Genomic DNA, 20,952 nt, shown 5'->3' on the forward strand with positions numbered 1-20,952 from the left:
CGGGCCGGCGGACGGAACAAGGGGCTGGGCGCGGCGGGGGTCAGCGTCACCCTGGCCGGCGTCCTCGTCAACGGCCTGGCCTACCTGGTCCCGGTGCTGGCCGCCCGGCGGCTCGACCCGGCCGGCTTCAGCGCACTCGCCACCGCCCTCGGCCTGGTGGCCATCGTCAGCGTGCCAGGGCTCGGTCTGCAACTGGCCGTCGCCGTGCACCATGCGCGGCACGGAACCTCCGACACCCGGCGGCTCACCGCGGTCACCGCCGCCGTGTGCGCCGGAACCCTCATCGTGGCGACGCCACTGCTGGTCGCTGCTCTGGACCTCCCGGTCGAGGTGCCCGCGCTGCTGGCGGTCACCACGGCGGCGATCGTGCTCTCCTCCCGATACCTGGGGGAGTTGCAGGGCGGCCAGCGCTTCCTTCGACTCGCCACCGGGATGGCCCTGCTCGCCGCGGGCCGCTACGGCGGCGTGATCGCCGGGCTGCTGCTCGGCGCGGGACTGACCGGCGCGCTGGCGGCCGGCGCGCTGACCGCCGCGCTCGCCCCGGCGGTGCTGGCCCGACTCGCCCGCACACCCGGACGACCGTCCACCGCACCACGGCTGACCACCGCCCAGGTGGTCGCCGGCTGCGGCGCGACCCTGGCGATGCTCGTCGTCTCCTACGCCGATCTGCTCCTGGCCCGGCAGCTGCTTCCCCCTGCGGGGTCCGGGGCGTACTCGGTCGGCACGGTCCTGAGCAAGGGCGCGCTCTGGGCGCCGCAGGTCGCCGCCGTCCTCGCCCTGCCGCGTCTCGCACGCGGTGACCGCCGCAGCCGCGCGGTGGCGCTCACGGTGACGGGTGCGTGCGGCCTGGTGCTGGTGCTCGCGTCGACCCTCGCCGGAGGGCTGGCCTTCCGCCTCGCCGGCGGACCCGCCTACGCCCACCTCGGCCGGTACGCGCCGCTCTTCGCTGCGGTCGGTGCGCTCTACGCGGTGGCGTTCGTGCTGCTCAACGACCGCCTCGCAGCCGGTGTGCGGTGGGCGGCGGCACCGCTGTGGGTGGGCACGGCCGGCCTGGTGACCGTCGCGGCGACCATCCGGCCCCGCACCGTCTCCGATCTCCTCCTCGCGGCCCTGGGCACCGCCATCGTCACCACTCTGATCATGGCGGTGACCGTCCGTCGACCACCTGGCGCACCGTCGGTCGGGCCGGGCTAGCCCTTCACAAGCCAGTCGTTCAGGAGGCGGTGGTCGATCGCGTCCACCCGGCCGAGCGTACGGCCGCAAGCCACCCGGTCCCGCAGCTCCGCCCTGGTGAACCAGCGCGCCTCCAGCAACTCCTCGCCGTCGACACGTACCTCGTCGGACGTGGCGGTGGCCCGGAAGCCAACCATCAGGCCGGCGGGAAACGGCCATGCCTGCGACCCCTGATAGGTCACGTCGGTGACGGTCACACCCGCCTCCTCGGCCATCTCCCGACGGACCGCGTCCTCCAGGCTCTCACCGACCTCGACGAAGCCGGCCAGCGTCGAGTACGCGTCCTCGGGCGCCCCCGCGTGCCGGGCCAGCAGGCAGCGCCCGGATGCGCCGGGTGCCTCGACCAACACGATGATCGCCGGTTCGATCCGGGGGAACAGGACACGTCCGCACTCCCCGCCGGTGCAGGTCCGCAGGTGCCCACCGCCGCCAGCGACGGCCGGCGCACCGCACGTCCCGCAGTATCCCTGCTGCCGGTGCCAGTGCAGCAAACCCCTGGCGTACGCCTGGACGGCCGCGTCGCCCGGCGCGAGCCGCCCGACCAGGGCCCGTACGTCGACGGACCGCGTCGCACCGGCCATCTCGGCGGCGGACCGCTCGGTGAGTGCGGACAGGTCCACGGCGAACACGGCAACGTCCCCGTCGAGCCCCAGGAAGACGGTCTCACTGGCAGCGGACCGAACGAGAGACGCACGCTCCGCGGTGAGCCGGACCGGCCCGTCGCCGTCGATGAGGCAGCGGTCCCGCCACATCGGCAGCACCACGGTGGTCGGCTCGGTGAGCAGCGCGCTCAACCGGGTCGGGTCGGTACGCAACGGGCCCGCCCGGTCCAGCCAACCGCCGCCGTACGCCAACACCCGCTCCGCAGTGTCCACCCGGCCACCGTGCCACGTCTGCGGTCCGCCGCCGACACCGGCCCCGGGCTCCTGCGACAGGCCGCGCGACGCGCCGCAGCAGGGCCCGGTGGGCGCAGCCCGCAAGGACGGCCGAGCATTCGTTACCGTAGGTGCTTCCGGGAGGGAGGACCTCCTGCGGCACCCTGGCGATCGAGGTTGCAGTGACGCTGTACGGCGATAAGAGTCCACCCGCCGACGACCGGCCCACCGTGCAGGTCACCGCGGTCACCTGGCCGGACGACGGGCCGGGGCCGGTGACGGCACCCGCGCCCGTCGAGCCGGAGGGCGGTCCGCGCCGCCGCCGGGCGCGGGTGCTGCTCGCCGCCGGCGTCACCGGTGGCGTACTCGCCGCCGTGGCGGGTGCCGGCGCCTGGGCGTACGCCGGGGATGTTCCTCGCGGCACCAGCGTGCTCGGCACCGAGCTGGGCGGCCGGAGCCGCGCGGACGCCGACCGGGAGTTGCGGGCGGAACTGGACCGGCGGGCGGCGACGCTCGCCGCGCCGCTCAAGGTCACCGTGGATGGGCGGACCGCCGAGATCAACCCGGCCGACGTGGGGCTTGCCGTCGACGTGCCGGCGACCGTCGCGGCAGCGGCCGCGGCCGACGCGCACCCCGTCAGCCGGCTGGTCGGCTCCCGCACGGTCGACCCGGTGGTCAGCGTCGATGTGGACCGGTTGGACGACGCGCTCCGTAAGGTGCTCGGCGACCAGGCCCAGGGGATGACGATGCCGGCGATCACCTATCAGGGCACCACGCCGAAGGTGGTGCAGCCCAAGCCGGGGCTGGCCTTGGCGCCGCAGCGCTCCGCCGAGGTGGTCCGCGCCGGTTGGCTGGCCGGCACGCCGGTCACCGTGCCACTGGTGGAGAGCCACCCGGCGACCACCCCGGAGGAGTTGGACCGGCTGGTCACCGAGCTGGCGAAGCCGGCGGTCGCCGCACCGGTCACCCTGCGTACCGACAAGGGTTCGGTGCGGGTCCCGCCCGCCGCCATCGCGAAGAGCCTGCGATTCACGGCCGACAAGACCGGCAAGCTGACCCCGTCGGTGGACGTCAAGCGGCTGCGGGCGGCCCTCGGCGACGACCTGGCCGCCATCGAGGTGCCGCCGAAGGACGCCACGATGACCATCTCCGGTGGCCGGCCCACCGTCACCGACGGGAGGCCCGGGCAGCAACTGGACACGGCGACCCTGGGTCGGGACCTGCTGGCGGTGCTACCGAAGTCGGACGGCCGCGAGGTGACCGGCGAGCTGAAGCCGACGCCGCCGGAGCTGACCGGGGAGAAGCTGGCCGGCCTGGGCATCAAGGAGCGGGTGTCCACCTTCACCACCCGTTTCACCGGCGGCATGGCCTCGTCGCGCAGCCAGAACATCGCGACCATCGCGAAGAAGGTGGACGGCACGGTCGTCCTGCCCGGAAAGACGTTCTCGCTGAACGGTCACACCGGTGAGCGCGGGTACGCCCAGGGTTACCGGGACGCACCGGTCATCCTCGACGGAAAGCTGGTGCCGGGGGTCGGCGGCGGCACCTCGCAGTTCACCACCACGTTGTTCAACGCGACCTACTACGCCGGGCTGGAGGACGTCGAGCACAAGCCGCACTCGTACTGGTTCGACCGGTACCCGGCGGTCATCGAGTCGACCATCTTCTGGCCGAGCCTGGACTTCAAGTTCCGCAACAACACGGAGTACGGCGTGCTCATCGACACGTCGTACACGTCGAGCACGATCACCGTGTCGATCTGGAGCACGAAGATCTACGACAGCGTGAAGACGGAGTACGGGCCGCGCCGTAACATGACCGTGCCGAAGCTGATCCATCTGGAACCCGGGCCCTCGTGCATCGCGACCAACGGCATCAACGGCTTCACCCAGGACGCCTTCCGGGTCATCAAGAAGGGCGGCGTGGTGGTCAAGCGGGAGAAGTTCACCTGGCGCTACGACGCGGAGCCCCGTTACGTCTGCGGTCCCAAGCCCTCCTGAGCCGCGGCTGTCCGCCGTACGACTCTAATGCTGAGGACCGCCGGGACCACGACCACCACGGTCCCGGCGGTCCTCAGCGCGTTTACGTGGGCCACCGGACGGGTGCCCAGCGACGTCTCGTGGAACCTGCCGCCGTCGGAGGTAACCCACCGGTGCAGCCAACTGAGCAGGCAGGGAATTGCAGGCCCCGCAAATGCGTATGGGTCTGGATACGCAGAAAGGGCCACCCTCACGGGTGACCCTTCCTGGAAAGATTGTCCGGCGGCGTCCTACTCTCCCACACCCTCACGAGTGCAGTACCATCGGCGCTGGAGGGCTTAGCTTCCGGGTTCGGAATGTGACCGGGCGTTTCCCCTCCGCCATGACCGCCGTAACTCTATCGACATATCAAACAACACCACACACAATGGTCTGTTGTTCGTTTATCGAGAGTTGCACAGTGGACGCGTAGCAGCTTAGTAGTCAAGTCCTCGGCCTATTAGTACCGGTCAACTGAACCCGTTACCGGGCTTACATTTCCGGCCTATCAACCCAGTCGTCTAGCTGGGGGCCTTACCCCACCAAGGTGGGTGGGATACCTCATCTTGAAGCAGGCTTCCCGCTTAGATGCTTTCAGCGGTTATCCCTTCCGAACGTAGCTAACCAGCCGTGCCCTTGGCAGGACAACTGGCACACCAGAGGTTCGTCCGTCCCGGTCCTCTCGTACTAGGGACAGCCCTTCTCAAGTATCCTACGCGCGCGGCGGATAGGGACCGAACTGTCTCACGACGTTCTAAACCCAGCTCGCGTGCCGCTTTAATGGGCGAACAGCCCAACCCTTGGGACCTGCTACAGCCCCAGGATGCGACGAGCCGACATCGAGGTGCCAAACCATCCCGTCGATATGGACTCTTGGGGAAGATCAGCCTGTTATCCCCGGGGTACCTTTTATCCGTTGAGCGACACCGCTTCCACTCGCAAGTGCCGGATCACTAGTCCCGACTTTCGTCCCTGCTCGACCTGTCAGTCTCACAGTCAAGCTCCCTTGTGTACTTGCACTCAACACCTGATTGCCAACCAGGCTGAGGGAACCTTTGGGCGCCTCCGTTACCTTTTAGGAGGCAACCGCCCCAGTTAAACTACCCACCAGACACTGTCCCTGAACCGGATAACGGTCCGAAGTTAGATACCCAAATCAACCAGAGTGGTATTTCAAGATTGCCTCCACCCATACTGGCGTATGGACTTCACCGGCTCCCACCTATCCTACACAAGCTAATTCGAGTACCAATGTCAAGCTATAGTAAAGGTCCCGGGGTCTTTCCGTCCTGCCGCGCGTAACGAGCATCTTTACTCGTACTGCAATTTCGCCGGGCCTGTGGTTGAGACAGTGGGGAAGTCGTTACGCCATTCGTGCAGGTCGGAACTTACCCGACAAGGAATTTCGCTACCTTAGGATGGTTATAGTTACCACCGCCGTTTACTGGCGCTTAAGTTCTCCGCTTCGCCCCCGAAAGAGCTAACAGGTCCCCTTAACGTTCCAGCACCGGGCAGGCGTCAGTCCATATACATCGAATTACTTCTTCGCATGGACCTGTGTTTTTAGTAAACAGTCGCTTCCCCCTGCTCTCTGCGGCCATACAACGCTCCACCCGCGCGGGGCTTCACGTCTCCGGCCCCCCTTCTCCCTAAGTTACGGGGGCAATTTGCCGAGTTCCTTAACCACAGTTCGCCCGATCGCCTCGGTATTCTCTACCTGACCACCTGTGTCGGTTTGGGGTACGGGCCGCTAAGAACTCGCTAGAGGCTTTTCTCGGCAGCATAGGATCACTGACTTCACCTGAATCGGCTCGGCATCACGTCTCAGCCAACATGTGTTGCGGATTTGCCTACAACACGGCCTACACGCTTACCCCGGCACAACCACCGGCCGGGCTCAGCTACCTTCCTGCGTCACCCCATCGCTTGACTACTACCCATCAGGTTCCCACGCTCCCCACCATCAGTCCGAAGACATCAAGCAGCTCGGGTGGTTAGCACAACGAGGTTCATCAGGGACGCTCTTTCGCGGGTACGGGAATATCAACCCGTTGTCCATCGACTACGCCTCTCGGCCTCGCCTTAGGTCCCGACTCACCCAGGGCGGATTAGCCTGGCCCTGGAACCCTTGGTCATCCGGCGGAAGGGTTTCTCACCCTTCTTTCGCTACTCATGCCTGCATTCTCACTCGTGCCGCGTCCACAACTGGGTCACCCCGCTGCTTCACTCGCGGCACGACGCTCCCCTACCCATCCACACACCTGCACAAGGAATCAAGTCCAAGCAAGGTTAAAATGTGAATGCCACAGCTTCGGCGGTGTGCTTGAGCCCCGCTACATTGTCGGCGCGGAACCACTTGACCAGTGAGCTATTACGCACTCTTTAAAGGATGGCTGCTTCTAAGCCAACCTCCTGGTTGTCTGTGCGACCCCACATCCTTTTCCACTTAGCACACGCTTAGGGGCCTTAGCTGGTGATCTGGGCTGTTTCCCTCTCGACTACGAAGCTTATCCCCCGCAGTCTCACTGCCGCGCTCTCACTTACCGGCATTCGGAGTTTGGCTGATTTCGGTAAGCTTGTGGGCCCCCTAGACCATCCAGTGCTCTACCTCCGGCAAGAAACACGCGACGCTGCACCTAAATGCATTTCGGGGAGAACCAGCTATCACGGAGTTTGATTGGCCTTTCACCCCTAACCACAGGTCATCCCCCAACTTTTCAACGTTGGTGGGTTCGGCCCTCCACGCGGTCTTACCCGCGCTTCAGCCTGCCCATGGCTAGATCACTCCGCTTCGGGTCTAGGACACGCGACTGAATCGCCCTATTCAGACTCGCTTTCGCTACGGCTCCCCCACACGGGTTAACCTCGCCACATGCCACTAACTCGCAGGCTCATTCTTCAAAAGGCACGCCGTCACCCCGTAAGGCTCCGACGGATTGTAGGCGAACGGTTTCAGGTACTATTTCACTCCCCTCCCGGGGTACTTTTCACCATTCCCTCACGGTACTTGTCCGCTATCGGTCACCAGGAAGTATTTAGGCTTACCAGGTGGTCCTGGCAGATTCACGGCAGATTTCAGGGGTCCGCCGCTACTCGGGAACACCCACAGAAGGTCAGCAACTTTCACCTACCGGACTTTCACCGTCTACGGTCAGCCATTCCAGACTGTTCGACTAGCCACTAACTTTGTAACTTCTCGAACAAGTGTCAGCTTGTTCAGCAGGGTCCCACAACCCCGACCACGCAACCCCTGACAGGTATCACACGCAGCCGGTTTAGCCTCGATCCGCTTTCGCTCGCCACTACTCACGGAATCACTAAATTGTTTTCTCTTCCTGCGGGTACTGAGATGTTTCACTTCCCCGCGTTCCCTCCACACACCCTATGTGTTCAGGTGTGGGTGACACCACATGACTGGTGCCAGGTTTCCCCATTCGGACACCCTGGGATCACAGCTTGGTTGACAGCTCCCCCAGGCCTATCGCGGCCTCCCACGTCCTTCATCGGCTCCTGGTGCCAAGGCATTCACCGTTCGCCCTTGACAACTTGACCACAAAGATGCTCGCGTCCACTGTGCAATTCTCAACAAACGACCAACCCACAACCCGATCCGCCCCACACCAAACCCGACCAACCGCCGGCGGTATATGAGGCCAGGCCATGCCTGGCAACCTCGCAAAGCTATTACGCTTCACTCAAGGCTCTGAAACAACAACACAACGGTTGTTCCTTCAGGACCCAACAGGGTGCTTAGCGCCTCCACCCAGCCGCACCAAGACCAACCCGTTCCCACCACCCCAAAGAGTGGCTGTACTAAGAAGTCTCAGCCGTTGCCGAGGAAAAACTTGCCAGTGTCTCCGCCATCTGAGCACCCCAACCCAACACTATGTGGGCCGCGGGCTCCATACCGGCTTTCACCGGATGGTGCTCCTTAGAAAGGAGGTGATCCAGCCGCACCTTCCGGTACGGCTACCTTGTTACGACTTCGTCCCAATCGCCAGCCCCACCTTCGACGGCTCCCTCCACAAGGGTTGGGCCACCGGCTTCGGGTGTTGCCGACTTTCGTGACGTGACGGGCGGTGTGTACAAGGCCCGGGAACGTATTCACCGCAGCGTTGCTGATCTGCGATTACTAGCGACTCCGACTTCACGGGGTCGAGTTGCAGACCCCGATCCGAACTGAGACCGGCTTTTTGGGATTCGCTCCACCTCACGGTATCGCAGCCCATTGTACCGGCCATTGTAGCATGCGTGAAGCCCTGGACATAAGGGGCATGATGACTTGACGTCATCCCCACCTTCCTCCGAGTTGACCCCGGCAGTCTTCGATGAGTCCCCGCCATAACGCGCTGGCAACATCGAACGAGGGTTGCGCTCGTTGCGGGACTTAACCCAACATCTCACGACACGAGCTGACGACAGCCATGCACCACCTGTGACCGCCCCCGAAGGACCTCACATCTCTGCGAGTTTTGCGGCCATGTCAAACCCAGGTAAGGTTCTTCGCGTTGCATCGAATTAATCCGCATGCTCCGCCGCTTGTGCGGGCCCCCGTCAATTCCTTTGAGTTTTAGCCTTGCGGCCGTACTCCCCAGGCGGGGCGCTTAATGCGTTAGCTGCGGCACAGGAAACCGGAGAGGCCCCCCACACCTAGCGCCCAACGTTTACAGCGTGGACTACCAGGGTATCTAATCCTGTTCGCTCCCCACGCTTTCGCTCCTCAGCGTCAGTTTCGGCCCAGAGACCCGCCTTCGCCACCGGTGTTCCTCCTGATATCTGCGCATTTCACCGCTACACCAGGAATTCCAGTCTCCCCTACCGAACTCTAGCCTGCCCGTATCGCCCGCAGGCTTGGAGTTGAGCCCCAAGTTTTCACGGTCGACGCGACAAGCCGCCTACGAGCTCTTTACGCCCAATAAATCCGGACAACGCTCGCACCCTACGTCTTACCGCGGCTGCTGGCACGTAGTTGGCCGGTGCTTCTTCTGCAGGTACCGTCACTCTCGCTTCGTCCCTGCTGAAAGAGGTTTACAACCCGAAGGCCGTCATCCCTCACGCGGCGTCGCTGCATCAGGCTTCCGCCCATTGTGCAATATTCCCCACTGCTGCCTCCCGTAGGAGTCTGGGCCGTGTCTCAGTCCCAGTGTGGCCGGTCGCCCTCTCAGGCCGGCTACCCGTCGTCGCCTTGGTAGGCCATTACCCCACCAACAAGCTGATAGGCCGCGAGCCCATCCTAGGCCGAAAAACTTTCCACCCAACCTCATGCGAGACCAAGTAATATTCGGTATTAGCCCCCGTTTCCGAGGGTTATCCCAAAGCCTAGGGCAGGTTGCTCACGTGTTACTCACCCGTTCGCCGCTCGAGTACCCCGAAGGGCCTTTCCGCTCGACTTGCATGTGTTAAGCACGCCGCCAGCGTTCGTCCTGAGCCAGGATCAAACTCTCCAACAAAAAATTAGTTGAACAGCATCCTGACAACAAACAAATGTTGCCAAAGGAATCCCAACCAGCCAGACCCGAAGGCCCAACCAGTCCGGGGTATAAATCATAATTGGCACTGGCTTTTAAAGCACCCTGTTGAGTTCTCAAAGAACAACCACACACCGACCAGAAGCCCCACCACAGTGGAACCCCATCCCGGGGCCTTCCGCGCTGCGTCCCCGCCGCTCTCGCGCCGGGCACTTTTACTACGTTACCTCACCGTCTCTGCCGTGTCAAACCGTGTGTCCCGGTCTGTCGTGCTTCGTACGGGTCAGCGCCGACGCTCTCACGCAGCAGCGGACCGCTGCGTCAGGTCGTCGGATTTGGCAGGCCGGCCGCTGCGGTGTCCCGCAGTCTCGCCCGGTGCCCTGCCGGTCGTGAACCTTACCCGGTCGGCTTCGCTGCACCAAATCCGCCTCGCGGCTGATTCGGCGAGCCCCGCCCGGACCGCGCCCCGCAGGAGTGAACCCCCTGCTTGACCGGCTGCCTGCCCGTTCCGGTGCTTCAGGACTTTCGTCCCGTTTGCCCCGTTCCCGCGCTGGCAGAGAGAAAGCTACGCGTCTGCGGGTTTGATCGTCAAATCCGCAGGGGGCGTCCCGCGTCACACTCCCCGGCCGATGCGGTTCCCCGCTGCCGCTGACCCGTCGCCGACCCGCTGCCGATCAACTGCGGCGCGCGGCGAGCCAGGCCCGGAGGCCGAGGACACCGACGGTGGTGCCGATGGCCAGGGACGCGGCAATCAGCAGCGCGTGCACCCACAGAAAGCTGGTGGCGGCGCCGTCGGCCACCGTGCCGGACGCCCAGGACCGCGGGTCCCGCCAGATGGCCAGCGCGAACCGCGGCCAGATCACCCAGGTCCAGATTCCGACTCCGACCAGGAAGACGGCCCACCCTCGCGACAGCACCATGGCAGCCGAGTATGCCAGCGCGCCTGTTTCAGCAGGCCGGGCTGGCCGAGGAGGCCATCCGGCTGGGCGGACCCTGAGGGAACAGAGCCGCCGATCGCTCGCCACCGGTGCGGCGGCGGCGCGCTGTACCCTTCCCCGGTGAGTCTGCCTCTGCCTCCCGGCGAGTTCGCCGCATACCTGTTCGACTGCGACGGCACCATCGTCGACTCGATGCCGATGCACTACCTGGCCTGGCAGCGGGCCCTGGACGAATGGGGCTGCGAGTTCCCGGAGGACCTCTTCTATGCCTGGGGTGGGCGGCCGACCGCCGACATCATCGTGGCCCTGAACGAGCAGCACGGCCTCACCATGCCGGTGGCGACCGTCGTCGAGCGCCGGGAGAGCTACTACCAGGAGCTGCTGCCGCAGCTCTCCGCCGTGCCCGAGGTGCTGGCGCACATCCACGACGCGCACCGGCGGGTTCCGTTCGCCGTCGTCTCCGGCAGCACCCGCGCCTCGGTCACCGCCTCCCTCGACGCGTTGGGCCTGCTGGACCGGTTCGACGTGCTGGTCTGCGCCGACGACTACACGCGGGCCAAGCCCGACCCGGAGGCGTTCCTGCTCGCGGCGCGGCACCTCGGCGTACCCCCGGGGTCCTGCCTGGTCTTCGAGGACACCGACCTGGGCATCCAGGCCGCGACCGCGGCCGGCATGGCATCGGTACGCGTGCCGCAACAGCGCACCCGCTGAGGTCTCAGCTGATCGTCAGCAGGAGCTTGCCCGCGTAGGAGGTTTGCAGGCGCTGGTGCGCCTCCCGCACCTTGCCCAGCGGGAACGTCTCTGCGACGTGCACCACGAACGGCCCCGCCTCAATGAGTTCGTTGAGGCGCTGCAACTGTCCAGGGCTCGCTTCGCCGTCGTACGCCCGGACCACGACGCCGGGCCGCTCGTGCGGCTCCGGCCGCACACCGTGGGGGTACGCGACCACGCCGGCGTCGACCAACGCCTCGGTGAGCCGGTCCAGGGTCTCACCGCCGGCCATCGCCAGGATGGCGTTCACCCCGGCCGGTGCCGCCTCCCGGATCCGGGCGAGCACGTCGGTCACGTCGCCGTGGCCATCGAGGGACACGTCGGCACCGAGGCGGGTCACCAGCGCGACGCCGTCCGCCCCGGAGGCCACGGCGATCACGTTCAGTCCCTGCCGTTTGGCCAGCTGCACGGCCAGGTGGCCCTGACCGCCGCTCGCACCGAAGATCAGCAACCAGGCGCCGGCTGACAGGCTGAGGGTGTCGAGCCCGGCCAGCGCGGTCAGCGCGTCGGTGGGCATGGCACCGGCGTGCTCCACCGGCACACCATCGGGCAGCTTCGCCGCGTACTGCGCTTTGGTTGCCGCGTACTCGGCGTAGAAGCCGCCCTTCGGCCGGGTGGTGGCGCAGACGTAGACCAGATCGCCCACCGCGAGGTCGGTCACCTGGCTGCCGGCCGCGACGACGGTTCCGGCGCCGTCGGGGCCGGGCACGATCGGGAGGGCTGAGCCCTCCGGCACCAGCACACCCTCGCGCTCGTACGCGTCCCACACCCCGACGCCGGCACTCCAGACCTTGATCAGCACCTCGTCGTCGGCGATCTTCGGGATCGGCAGCTTCCGCAGGGTGATCACCTCCGGCCCGCCGAACTCGTCGAAGGCCGCGGCCTGCATCCGCTCTGGCACATCCCCGTCAACCATGTGGAATCCCTCTCCGTGCCGGCGTCACCGTCGCAGCATGCCGGCTCGGCGACAGGTGTGGCGCGGAGCTGAACGCCGTTCACCCACAAGGGCCACCGCCCGCTCTCGGCGTGCCATGACGGGCATAGCCGGGGCGGGCGCGGGAATGGCTGCCTACCCGGAGGCTGCGGACGTCGGGCGAGCGCGGCGGTCACGTTGCTGGCAGGATCTGGGGGAAGGGGCGCCGCACGCTCCGTCGACGCGGGCTACGGCCTGGCTTTTGGTGGCGCTGGTCGGGGCCTCCGGCTGCATCGACGTGACCTGCCTGACCAAGCTCAACGGATACTTCGCCAGCGTGGTCACCGGCAACCTGGTGCACTTCGGCCACGCGTTCGCCACGACGGACGGCCGATCGCTCGCGGGTGCGGTGGTGGCAGTTGGTGGATACCGAGTTGGTCCGGCGTCGGGTCGTCGACCCGCACCGGTTCGCCGACGTGGGTGGCGTCGGCCGGTTGGCGGGGCTGGTGGTCGGCGCCGTGCTCGGCACGGTGGTGCTGCGGATGGCCCCCACCTGGGCACCCGTGCTCGCGGCGGTGCTGGTGATCGCGGTGATCACGGTCGCTGTCGGTCTGCCCCGCCGCGCGGTAGCCACCGCTGGCCGTACCCAGCGACGTTGACGATAGCCGCGATCAGGACGTCTGCGGCTCCTGACCACGCAGCGCCTGCTCGACGGCGTCGCGTACGCGGGCGTCCTCGCGCACCTTGCGCTGCGTCCGGTTCGACGATGCGCACGATGCCATCCCCAGCATCGCCAAGGCCATGGAGATGGGCCCGGACCTCGTCGTCAACGCGGGCAACGACCTCATCGACGCGCTCGCTGGGCCGGGCTTCGCCGCAGAGCCGCACGGCCCGACGCGGAGGCTTGTGAACCTCCGCACCGGGCCTGAGGGTTACGCGGCCGAGCAGGTGGGGGTCATTCCCGCACCGGTGCCGGTGCCCTGGTAGCCGAACTCGGTTGACTGCCCAGGTGCGATGGAGCCGTTGTAGGCGACATTGGTGAACTGGACCGTGCCGGTGTTGCCGCTCCGGTTGGCGCTCCAGATGCTGGTGATGCTGGCACCCGACGGCAGGGTCATGGTGACCGTCCAGCCGTTGACCGGCGCGGCGCCGGCGGTCACCCGCACCGTGGCGACGAACCCGCCCGTCCACTGGTTGATCGACACCGTCGCCGCACAGCCGCCACCGGTCGGGGGTGGGGTGGTCGGGGGAGGCGTGGTCGGGGGCGGGGTGGTCGGGCCGTCAGCCAGGACCGGCGTCTGCCAGTCCCGCCAGTCGGCCAACCGGCCGAGCGCCTTGCTGTGGATCCGGATCACGCCCGGCTCGTTCCCGGTCTTCAAGAGGAACTTCCGGATGTTGTTCTGCAGTGGGGTACGCCACTCGGGGCGGTTGGCGCAGTGGCTGCCATCCTGGACATCGGACCAGTAGGTGATGTTGTCGCCGACGCCGAGCGCCTGGTAGACCTCCGCACCGCCCAGGGCCGCCACGCTCGCCGACCGGGGGCCGAGGTTGGCGATGTGCGGGTTGTCCATGATGAACAACCCTCGCGGCGCCACCATGGCGACCATCTCGTGCGTGTCCACCGGGAGCCTGTTCGGGCTGCTGGTGAAGGAGCCGAACGCGTCACCCAACCAGGGCTGCTCGCCGTACGCGCTGCTCAGGCTCTGCGCGCCTTCCCCGGGGATGCCCCGGAAGATGGGAACACCCGCGCTGCCCGATTCGATCGGCATGGTCAGGGCGATGCGCTGGTCGAACACACCGATCGCGAAGGCACCCTTGCCGTAACGTGAGCAACCGGTGACGCCCATCGCGTCAGCCTTGAGGATCCCGCCGCCGGACTGCTCGATGACGTCGATGATCCGGCTGACGCCCCAGCCCCAGGCGGCGAGCAGCCCGGTGCTGCTCGATGAGCCATAGATGCTGTAGAACGCGCCCTGCTTGTTGTTGCGGGGCGTGCCCTCGCGGCCGACCGCCAGGGGGTCGTAGCTGATGACTGCGGCGCCAGCGGCCTTGATGGTTGCGGTGTCCGCGCCGAATCCGCCCACGACCACGACGGCCGGGAAGGGACCGGTGCCGCTGGGCAGCTCGACCCGCGCCGAGAAGCTCGAGCTCCTACCGTTGTGCGACACGTTGACGGTGATGTTGCTGTTGGAGACCGTGCCCGTGACTGTCGCGGGCTTGGCGGGCTTGTCGCCGTAGACGAACTTCTCCGCAAGCTCCTTGATCTCCGCCCGCCGGCAGCGCCAGTCGGACCTGGAGGTGATGGTCGTGCCGTTCAGCTTCTTGAAGGGATCGGGAAGCTTGGCGTTGGTGGGCAGCGAGCCCAGGTCGGGAAGGCCGGATACCGCGCAGTCGGCGCCGTCGTCCTCGACGGGCGCGGCGGCCAGGATGCCGGCCGCAGTCGCCTCTGCGGATGTCGTTCTTGCTACTTCCGTCACCGATCCAGCGATCGTGAGCGCTGCTATCGCGAGCGCGACGATCGTCGACCGGGTGATCGAGCGGCCCGAGCTGATGATCATCGGGGCTCTCCTTCCAGGCGTGGTGATGGGAAGGACGAAGCATGATCGAAGATCACGAATGCCAGCCGCCCCAAGTGTCGGTCCGGCCATCAGAAAGTGTCAATGCTTGCCCGAAAGTTTCGGCGCGACTGACCGTCCTGCACCCTCGTTCGAGGCAGAGACGCAGCCGCCAGGACATGGCTGCCTGTCGAGGTTTGAGCTGCTTGGTCTGCGCATGCCCGGTCCAGGCGACACGGTCGCGCCGCACCGAAAAATCTCCGACAACTTGGTGTGCCGATCCGGCGGATCCGACGGACCGGAGGGCCAGCCCTCGGTGTGGTCGTGTTGCTGGTCGCGCCGGGTGACCGCCGCCGTCGGTCGGCGGGCACTGGCGCAGCGGCCGACGAGCACGCTCGCCGCCGACAGCTGACGGCCGGCCCGGGGGCGGCGTCGTTGTCGATCCGGGCGCGTCCCGTTCGTGTGGAGAGGGAGCGGATGACGCGGTGTCGTCCGCCGAGTCGAGGGGTGAGGTCATGCGGAAACTGATCGTCGTCGAGTTCGTGACGCTGGACGGGGTCATGCAGGGGCTGGGATCGCCGGACGAGGACCGGGACGGCGGGTTCGAGCACGGCGGCTGGGCGGGGCCGTTCTTCGACGACGCCCAGGCAACCGCCGCGGTGGAGGGGCTGCGGCCGACGACGGCGTACCTCTTCGGTCGCAGGACCTACGAGAAGATGATCGGCTTTTGGCCGAGCCAGCCCGACGACAACCCGATGGCCGCACACCTCAACGCGACCCCCAAGTACGTCGCCACCCGTACTCTGACCGACCTCACCTGGTCCAATGCCCGGCGACTCGACGGAGACCTCGCGTCGGCGGTCGCGGAACTGAAGTCAGCGGGTGAGGGCGCCATCGTCGTGCTGGGCAGCGGGGTGCTGGTGCAGGCACTCGTCGCGAACGACCTGGTCGACGGGTACCGACTGTTCCTGCACCCGCTCCTGCTCGGCTCCGGCAAGCGGTTGTTCCGCGAGACGGGCCGGCCGCGACGGCTGCGGCTGACCTCCTGCACGCCGACCAGCACCGGCGTGCTCATGCTCGAGTACGAGGTGTCGTAACCGTTCAGAGGGCGCCCGGGCTTACCGGCTCCCGGGCGTCCTGCGTACGCTGCGCGCCCGACTGGAACTCCCGAAGGTAACGACGGGTCTGGTCACCGCGGTCATCCGCGGTTTCCGCAGCGCCGGTGACGGTCACCACGCTGGACCTACTCTCTCCTGACGGAAGAGTACGGTCAGGGCCGGTCGTCGTAGCGGGACCCGAAGGGCCTCCTGCGGCGACCGTGCCGTGTCCGGGGTGACGACACCCAGGCGGGCCCCACCGACCGCTGCTGATCGGTGGGCGATGGTTGGGCGCGTCCCAGTGACGCCCGAGTGGAAATGGCTGTATGTCTCCTGTGCTGTCCGCGCCGCCCCGGCCGCGTCTTTCCCGCCCGTCCTGGCTGTCGCCGAAGGTGTTCCGCACTGAGGTTCTCGCTGGCCTGGTCGTTGCTCTCGCGCTGATCCCGGAGGCGATCTCCTTCTCGATCCTGGCCGGGGTCGACCCCCGGGTGGGGCTCTTCGCCTCGTTCACGATGGCGGTGACCATCGCCATCTGCGGCGGCCGCCCGGCGATGATCTCCGCCGCGACCGGAGCCATCGCCCTGGTCGTCGCGCCGCTGGTCAAGGAGCACGGCTTGGACCATCTGATCGCGGCGGTGATCCTCGGGGGCACGATCCAGGTTCTGCTCGCGGTGCTCGGCGTGGCAAAGCTGATGCGCTTCATTCCGCGCAGCGTCATGGTCGGTTTCGTCAACGCCCTGGCCATCCTGATCTTCGCCGCCCAGGTCCCGCACCTGCTCGGCGTGCCGTGGCTGGTCTACCCGCTCATCGCCGTCGCCCTGGCAATCATGGTCGGGCTGCCCCGCCTCACCCGCGCGGTTCCGGCACCGCTGGTCGCCATCGTGGTGCTGACCGTGGTGACCGTGGCCGCGCACGCGGCGGTGCCGACCGTCGGCGACGAGGGAGCCCTGCCGGACAGTCTGCCCACCCTCGGCCTGCCCCAGATCCCGTGGACGCTGGGCACTCTCACCGTGATCGCCCCCTACGCCCTGGGGATCGCGCTGGTCGGGCTGATGGAGTCGCTGATGACCGCCAAACTGGTCGACGACATCACCGACACCCGTTCCAACAAGACCCGCGAGTCCTGGGGACAGGGCGTGGCCAACATCGTGACCGGGTTCTTCGGAGGCATGGGCGGCTGCGCGATGATCGGCCAGACGATGATCAACGTCAAGGCGTCCGGTGCCCGGACCCGACTGTCGACCTTTCTGGCCGGCGTCTTCCTCCTGATCCTGGTTGTCGCGCTCGGCGACGTGGTCGCGGTGATCCCGATGGCTGCCCTGGTAGCGGTGATGATCATTGTGGCGGTGTCGACGTTCGACTGGCACTCCGTCGCGCCGAAGACTCTCAAGCGGATGCCGTACGGCGAGACGATCGTCATGCTCGCCACCGTCGCGACCACCCTGGCCACCCACAACCTCGCCGTCGGCGTCGTCGTCGGCGTGCTCACCGCCATGGTCATCTTCGCGCGTCGGGTCGCTCGCCTGGTCGATGTCACCAGCGTGCTGGACCCGGACGGCGGCACCCGCATCTACTCCGTACGCGGCGAGTTGTTCTTCGCTTCCAGCAACGACCTCGTGGGTCAGTTCGACTACGCGAACGACCCCGACCACGTGGTCATCGACATGACCCACGCCCACGTCTGGGACGCCTCCTCGGTCGCCGCCCTGGACGCGATCACCACCAGGTACGCCACCCGGGGCAAGACCGTCGAGATCATCGAGTTGAACAAGCCCAGCGCCGACATTCACGCCACCCTTGCCGGCCAGCTCGGCGTCGGCCACTGATGGCCGCCACCAGCCGTGCGGCCGGGCCGGGGCACACCGCAGGCCGGTTGATGCAGATCGGCGAGGCCGCCGAACGCATCGGGCTGAGCATCCGCACCATCCGCCACTACGAGGACGCGGGCCTGATCGTCCCCTCCGCACGCAGCGAGGGCGGCTTCCGCCTGTACGCCGAACCCGATCTCGACCGCCTCGCTGTGGTCAAGCGGATGAAACCTCTCGGGTTCACCCTCGACGAGATGCGCGACCTGCTCGCTGTCCTCGATGCCCTCGACACCGCAACGGGCACCGACCGGGACGCGCTGCTCGATCGGCTGGGCATGTTTCACACCGCCGTCGCCACCCGCGTCACCGCCCTCCGCGACCAGCTGACCATGGCCGAGGACTTTGCCAGCACGTTGCGCGACAGACTCGACCACCACGGCGGCCCCACGGTCAGGGCAGCACGGTTGCCCCAGGCGATTGAACAGGTGACCGAGGACACGGTGCACTGACTCGTCCGGAAAGGTGGAATTGAATGCGTGAGTAGAGCAGGCACCGGCGAGTGATGTCATGAGGTGCACTCTGCCGATCCGCGATCCGGGTCCCTCCAGTGCTGGCGCCGTCCCCGCACTGGACGAACCACTGCGGGCGACGAAGGCCCCTCGGCAGCGATGGGCGGTGGAAACGATGGGCGTCGCGCCCGACGACCAGGTGTTGGAGATCGGATGCGGTCGGGGAGCGGCCGTCTCCCTGGTCGCCAGCCGGCTCACGACCGGCCGAATCGTCGCCATCGACCGCGCGGCGACGATGGTGCGGCTCGCGACCGAACGGAACCTGGGCCACATCAACGCCGGTAGAGCTGAGATTCGAGGTACCGAATTCGAGTCGGCCGACCTCTCAGCTCACCGTTTCACCAAGATCTTCGCGGTGAACGTCAGCCTGTTCTGGCTGGGTGACGCCACGCGGCCGATCGAACGAATGCGGAGCCTGCTGGCAGCGGGAGGACGGCTCTACGTGTTCGCCGAGCGGCCCACAGCCGCACACGCCACGGCGAACCTCACCGCGACCGAGCTGCTGCTCGAAACCCACGGCTTCATTACGACCAGGTCGAGCGCCACTCGCGGTCAGGGCCGGGTGCTCACCTGCGTCAGCGGCACACCAACCGAATGAGGCTGATGCTTTCGGCACCGCGCACCCTCTACGTGAGCCGGGCGGGCTCGGTCTTCACCGAGCCCGCCCGTTCAGTTCCACTCGATCCTGATCACGGGCAGGAGCACCCGAGGTGGACCGGCGTCCTGGCCGTCAGCGTTGCAGGGTCAGCAGGCCCGGCCGGTACGGCAGAAGGCCGTAGTCGCCGCCGGAGCTGGGGGAACGGCCCTGGTAGAGCAGTTGCAGGTTGCAGGCGTTGACGGTCATCGTCTGGTCCGCGTTGGTCCGCAGCAGCTCGCCGTGGCTGATGTCGTTGGTCCAGGTGGCGCCGCTGTTGGCCTTGCCGGCGAACGGGTTGCTCTCGGACGTGGCCTGCGGCGTCCACGAACCACCCAGGCTGGTGGCCGTGAACGAGCGGAAGTAGCGACCCTGCGAGCCGATCGCCTCAACGATCATGAGGTACTTGTTCAGGCCCTGGAGCTTGTAGACCTGAACGGCCTCGAAGAGGTTGTTCGTCGAGTCGCTCATGATGGTCGTGTAGTTGGAGCCGAAGCTGCCCGGGAAGTTCCCGATCGGCATGCTGGCCCGGTAGATCTTGCCGTTGTCGCCAGCGAAGAACAGGTACATGTTCGTGCCGTCACCGATGACCGCCTGATCGATCGGCCCGGTACCGGAACCGGAAATGCTTCCGGTGAACAGCGGCTGCGCCCCGGACCACCCATTCGGATTGGTGGGGTCGGTCGAGGTCCGGTAGGAGAACGCCGTACCACCCCACTGGTAGGCCAACACCCAGATGTTGCGCGGCGCGAAGTAGAACAGCGACGGCGCGACGGTCGCCGAGTTCATCGCATTCTGGCTGGCCGAGGCCATCTGCGAGTAGTTCGTGAAGAGGCCGAAGTTCATCGAACCCCAACTGCTCCCGTTGTCGTGCGTGGTGGCGTAGACGAGTTGCTGGCCGTTGTAGGGGGCAACGGTGAAGTCCTTGAGCGACACCCAACCCGACCTCGGGTTCGCCAGCACACCGGTCGAGGACCAGCGGTACGTCGAGGGAAGGTCGCAGGTGCCGCCCGGCGGAGGCGTCGTCGGCGGCGGAGTGGTGGGGTTGCCCCCGCCATCGACGCGGACGAACTGCCACTGCTGGTTGCTGCCGCCCCAGTCGTCGTACTGCACGATGTTTCCGCCGTCGGCGGTCGAAGCGCCCTGCACCTCAACCGCCTTGTTGCTGTTCCTGTTGATCAACCGGACGTAGCCGCTGTCCGAATCGGCCAACCGGAACTGCTGGTTGGTGCCGTTGCCGTCGGTCCACTGCACGATGCTGGCACCGTTGGCGGTCGAGAAGTTGTAGACGTCCAGCACCTTGCCGGACAGCCGCGACTTCACCCGGTAGTAGCCACCGCCGGAGTCGACGAACTGCCACTGCTGCTGGTTGCCGTTGTTTCGGGCCCACTGGGTGATCCGCGCGCCGTCATTCGTGGCCAGGTTGTACACGTCCAGGGCCTTACCACTGTTGCGGTTGATCAACACGTACCACGCGTTCGTGTCGACCGTCGCCGCGGCGGCGGGTGACGACACCACCGCTGCGGCGCCACCACCGACCGCCACCGCCATTGCGCCAGCGGCAAAGACCCGCAGCAACCACCCACGCCGCCGCGATGGCGGCGCGATCGATGGAGACCTATCAAGGGCAGACATGATCCTCCTTTAATGACCAAGAGCCGAACGGTCTGCCCGAAGATGGGCGTACCGCGACACGTTGCGGGGCGCATGCGTCGGAGAAGTTAGCGCTAACAAGACGCCTGCCTGCCCTGGTGCACGCCTGATTCGAGGTCGACGAATCAGGCTCGCCCGGTAAGCCAGAGGTGTCGTCGTCCTTAGCCATCGACTGTGAGCGATAACATGCCGTTCGTCAAGACGTAACTTGCTGGGAACATCAGCCAGTGACGGACGGGCAGCCCTTGGCGCGGTCTCCCCTCACCGACTCCCCGCAGGCCACCACGTCTTCCAGCGGCAGAGAACCGCGGCTGGGCAATTGAGGATGGCGGCATGGTGACGCTAACATCGACGCCTGCCCATGGTGGCGAGCACCCGGCTCATCCCTGAACAGGAATCAGCTCTCCCACAGCCTTCGGC

At 66.6% G+C, this 20,952-nt stretch carries 13 protein-coding genes, 3 rRNA genes and 1 pseudogene; 9 read left to right on the plus strand and 8 right to left on the minus strand.

Annotated elements, in window-relative coordinates; genetic code table 11:
- The first annotated feature begins 24 nt into the window (after positions 1 to 24).
- Positions 25 to 1,194, plus strand: coding sequence for a polysaccharide biosynthesis protein (locus OG811_RS09500; RefSeq protein ID WP_406075621.1), 1,170 nt, complete (start codon positions 25 to 27; stop codon positions 1,192 to 1,194).
- Here OG811_RS09500 and nudC read toward each other — a convergent pair.
- The gene (gene nudC, locus OG811_RS09505; protein WP_406073489.1) at positions 1,191 to 2,108 is read right to left on the minus strand and encodes an NAD(+) diphosphatase; all 918 of its coding nucleotides are present in this window, start codon (positions 2,106 to 2,108) and stop codon (positions 1,191 to 1,193) included. The genes OG811_RS09500 and nudC overlap by 4 nt on opposite strands.
- A 182-nt stretch (positions 2,109 to 2,290) precedes the next feature.
- Here nudC and OG811_RS09510 point away from each other — a divergent pair, with 182 nt between their 5' ends.
- A complete protein-coding gene (locus OG811_RS09510) occupies positions 2,291 to 4,108 on the plus strand; it encodes a VanW family protein (RefSeq protein ID WP_406073491.1) in 1,818 nt (605 codons plus the stop codon).
- A 256-nt stretch (positions 4,109 to 4,364) separates the two neighbouring features.
- Here OG811_RS09510 and rrf read toward each other — a convergent pair.
- The 4 genes from rrf to OG811_RS09530 all read right to left on the minus strand — a co-directional run bounded on the left by rrf (position 4,365) and on the right by OG811_RS09530 (position 10,514).
- A 5S ribosomal RNA gene (gene rrf / locus OG811_RS09515) occupies positions 4,365 to 4,481 on the minus strand.
- Between the two features lie 85 nt (positions 4,482 to 4,566).
- Positions 4,567 to 7,678, minus strand: a 23S ribosomal RNA gene (locus OG811_RS09520).
- A 383-nt stretch (positions 7,679 to 8,061) separates the two neighbouring features.
- Positions 8,062 to 9,576 (minus strand): 16S ribosomal RNA (locus OG811_RS09525).
- The 16S, 23S and 5S rRNA genes sit together here, the layout of an rRNA operon.
- A gap of 692 nt (positions 9,577 to 10,268) precedes the next feature.
- Positions 10,269 to 10,514 carry an SCO4848 family membrane protein gene (locus tag OG811_RS09530; protein WP_406073492.1) on the minus strand — a complete coding sequence of 82 codons (246 nt, stop codon included), beginning with the start codon at positions 10,512 to 10,514 and terminating at the stop codon, positions 10,269 to 10,271.
- Between the two features lie 138 nt (positions 10,515 to 10,652).
- On the opposite strand from OG811_RS09530, the gene OG811_RS09535 reads away from it, so the two are divergent.
- Positions 10,653 to 11,243 carry an HAD family hydrolase gene (locus tag OG811_RS09535; RefSeq protein ID WP_406073494.1) on the plus strand — a complete coding sequence of 197 codons (591 nt, stop codon included), beginning with the start codon at positions 10,653 to 10,655 and terminating at the stop codon, positions 11,241 to 11,243.
- Between the two features lie 4 nt (positions 11,244 to 11,247).
- On the opposite strand, the gene OG811_RS09540 is transcribed toward OG811_RS09535, so the two are convergent.
- Positions 11,248 to 12,219 (minus strand): NADP-dependent oxidoreductase, encoded by a 972-nt coding sequence (locus OG811_RS09540; protein WP_406073496.1) that lies wholly within the window; start codon positions 12,217 to 12,219, stop codon positions 11,248 to 11,250.
- 145 nt (positions 12,220 to 12,364) lie between these two features.
- Between OG811_RS09540 and OG811_RS09545 the strand changes: the two are divergent.
- Both OG811_RS09545 and OG811_RS09550 read left to right on the plus strand, forming a co-directional pair.
- Positions 12,365 to 12,646, plus strand: a pseudogene (locus OG811_RS09545) (DUF1275 family protein); the annotation flags it as partial.
- Positions 12,639 to 12,875: a hypothetical protein gene (locus tag OG811_RS09550; protein ID WP_406076025.1), complete on the plus strand. Its 237-nt coding sequence runs from the start codon at positions 12,639 to 12,641 to the stop codon at positions 12,873 to 12,875. The pseudogene OG811_RS09545 and the gene OG811_RS09550, both read left to right, overlap by 8 nt.
- Positions 12,876 to 13,148: 273 nt before the next feature.
- On the opposite strand, the gene OG811_RS09555 is transcribed toward OG811_RS09550, so the two are convergent.
- The gene (locus tag OG811_RS09555; protein ID WP_406073497.1) at positions 13,149 to 14,774 is read right to left on the minus strand and encodes a cellulose binding domain-containing protein; all 1,626 of its coding nucleotides are present in this window, start codon (positions 14,772 to 14,774) and stop codon (positions 13,149 to 13,151) included.
- Positions 14,775 to 15,286: 512 nt separating this feature from the next.
- Here OG811_RS09555 and OG811_RS09560 point away from each other — a divergent pair.
- The 4 genes from OG811_RS09560 (at position 15,287) to OG811_RS09575 (ending at position 18,843) form a co-directional block, all read left to right on the plus strand.
- The gene (locus OG811_RS09560) at positions 15,287 to 15,868 is read left to right on the plus strand and encodes a dihydrofolate reductase family protein (protein ID WP_406073499.1); all 582 of its coding nucleotides are present in this window, start codon (positions 15,287 to 15,289) and stop codon (positions 15,866 to 15,868) included.
- 326 nt (positions 15,869 to 16,194) lie between these two features.
- The gene (locus tag OG811_RS09565) at positions 16,195 to 17,694 is read left to right on the plus strand and encodes a SulP family inorganic anion transporter (protein ID WP_406073501.1); all 1,500 of its coding nucleotides are present in this window, start codon (positions 16,195 to 16,197) and stop codon (positions 17,692 to 17,694) included.
- Positions 17,694 to 18,185 carry a MerR family transcriptional regulator gene (locus OG811_RS09570; RefSeq protein ID WP_406073503.1) on the plus strand — a complete coding sequence of 164 codons (492 nt, stop codon included), beginning with the start codon at positions 17,694 to 17,696 and terminating at the stop codon, positions 18,183 to 18,185. The genes OG811_RS09565 and OG811_RS09570 overlap by 1 nt, the downstream gene beginning before the upstream one ends.
- A gap of 175 nt (positions 18,186 to 18,360) precedes the next feature.
- Complete coding sequence (locus tag OG811_RS09575; protein WP_406073504.1) at positions 18,361 to 18,843, plus strand: class I SAM-dependent methyltransferase; 483 nt, start codon at positions 18,361 to 18,363, stop codon at positions 18,841 to 18,843.
- A gap of 132 nt (positions 18,844 to 18,975) precedes the next feature.
- On the opposite strand, the gene OG811_RS09580 is transcribed toward OG811_RS09575, so the two are convergent.
- On the minus strand, positions 18,976 to 20,514 hold the full coding sequence (locus OG811_RS09580; RefSeq protein WP_406073506.1) for a non-reducing end alpha-L-arabinofuranosidase family hydrolase: 1,539 nt from the start codon (positions 20,512 to 20,514) through the stop codon (positions 18,976 to 18,978).
- Positions 20,515 to 20,952 lie beyond the last annotated feature (438 nt).

Origin of the sequence: Micromonospora sp. NBC_01638 (genome assembly GCF_045209745.1) — a bacterium.
Lineage (GTDB): Bacteria > Actinomycetota > Actinomycetes > Mycobacteriales > Micromonosporaceae > Micromonospora.

Excerpts from the sequence above, each read along its gene's own strand:
- OG811_RS09560 (WP_406073499.1), top strand. The coding sequence starts at position 15,287 with ATGCGGAAACTGATCGTCGTCGAGTTCGTGACGCTGGACGGGGTCATG.
- OG811_RS09575 (WP_406073504.1), top strand. The coding sequence starts at position 18,361 with ATGGGCGTCGCGCCCGACGACCAGGTGTTGGAGATCGGATGCGGTCGG.
- OG811_RS09580 (WP_406073506.1), bottom strand. The coding sequence starts at position 20,514 with ATGTCTGCCCTTGATAGGTCTCCATCGATCGCGCCGCCATCGCGGCGG.
- OG811_RS09570 (WP_406073503.1), top strand. The coding sequence starts at position 17,694 with ATGGCCGCCACCAGCCGTGCGGCCGGGCCGGGGCACACCGCAGGCCGG.
- OG811_RS09530 (WP_406073492.1), bottom strand. The coding sequence starts at position 10,514 with ATGGTGCTGTCGCGAGGGTGGGCCGTCTTCCTGGTCGGAGTCGGAATC.
- OG811_RS09555 (WP_406073497.1), bottom strand. The coding sequence starts at position 14,774 with ATGATCATCAGCTCGGGCCGCTCGATCACCCGGTCGACGATCGTCGCG.
- OG811_RS09565 (WP_406073501.1), top strand. The coding sequence starts at position 16,195 with ATGTCTCCTGTGCTGTCCGCGCCGCCCCGGCCGCGTCTTTCCCGCCCG.
- OG811_RS09540 (WP_406073496.1), bottom strand. The coding sequence starts at position 12,219 with ATGGTTGACGGGGATGTGCCAGAGCGGATGCAGGCCGCGGCCTTCGAC.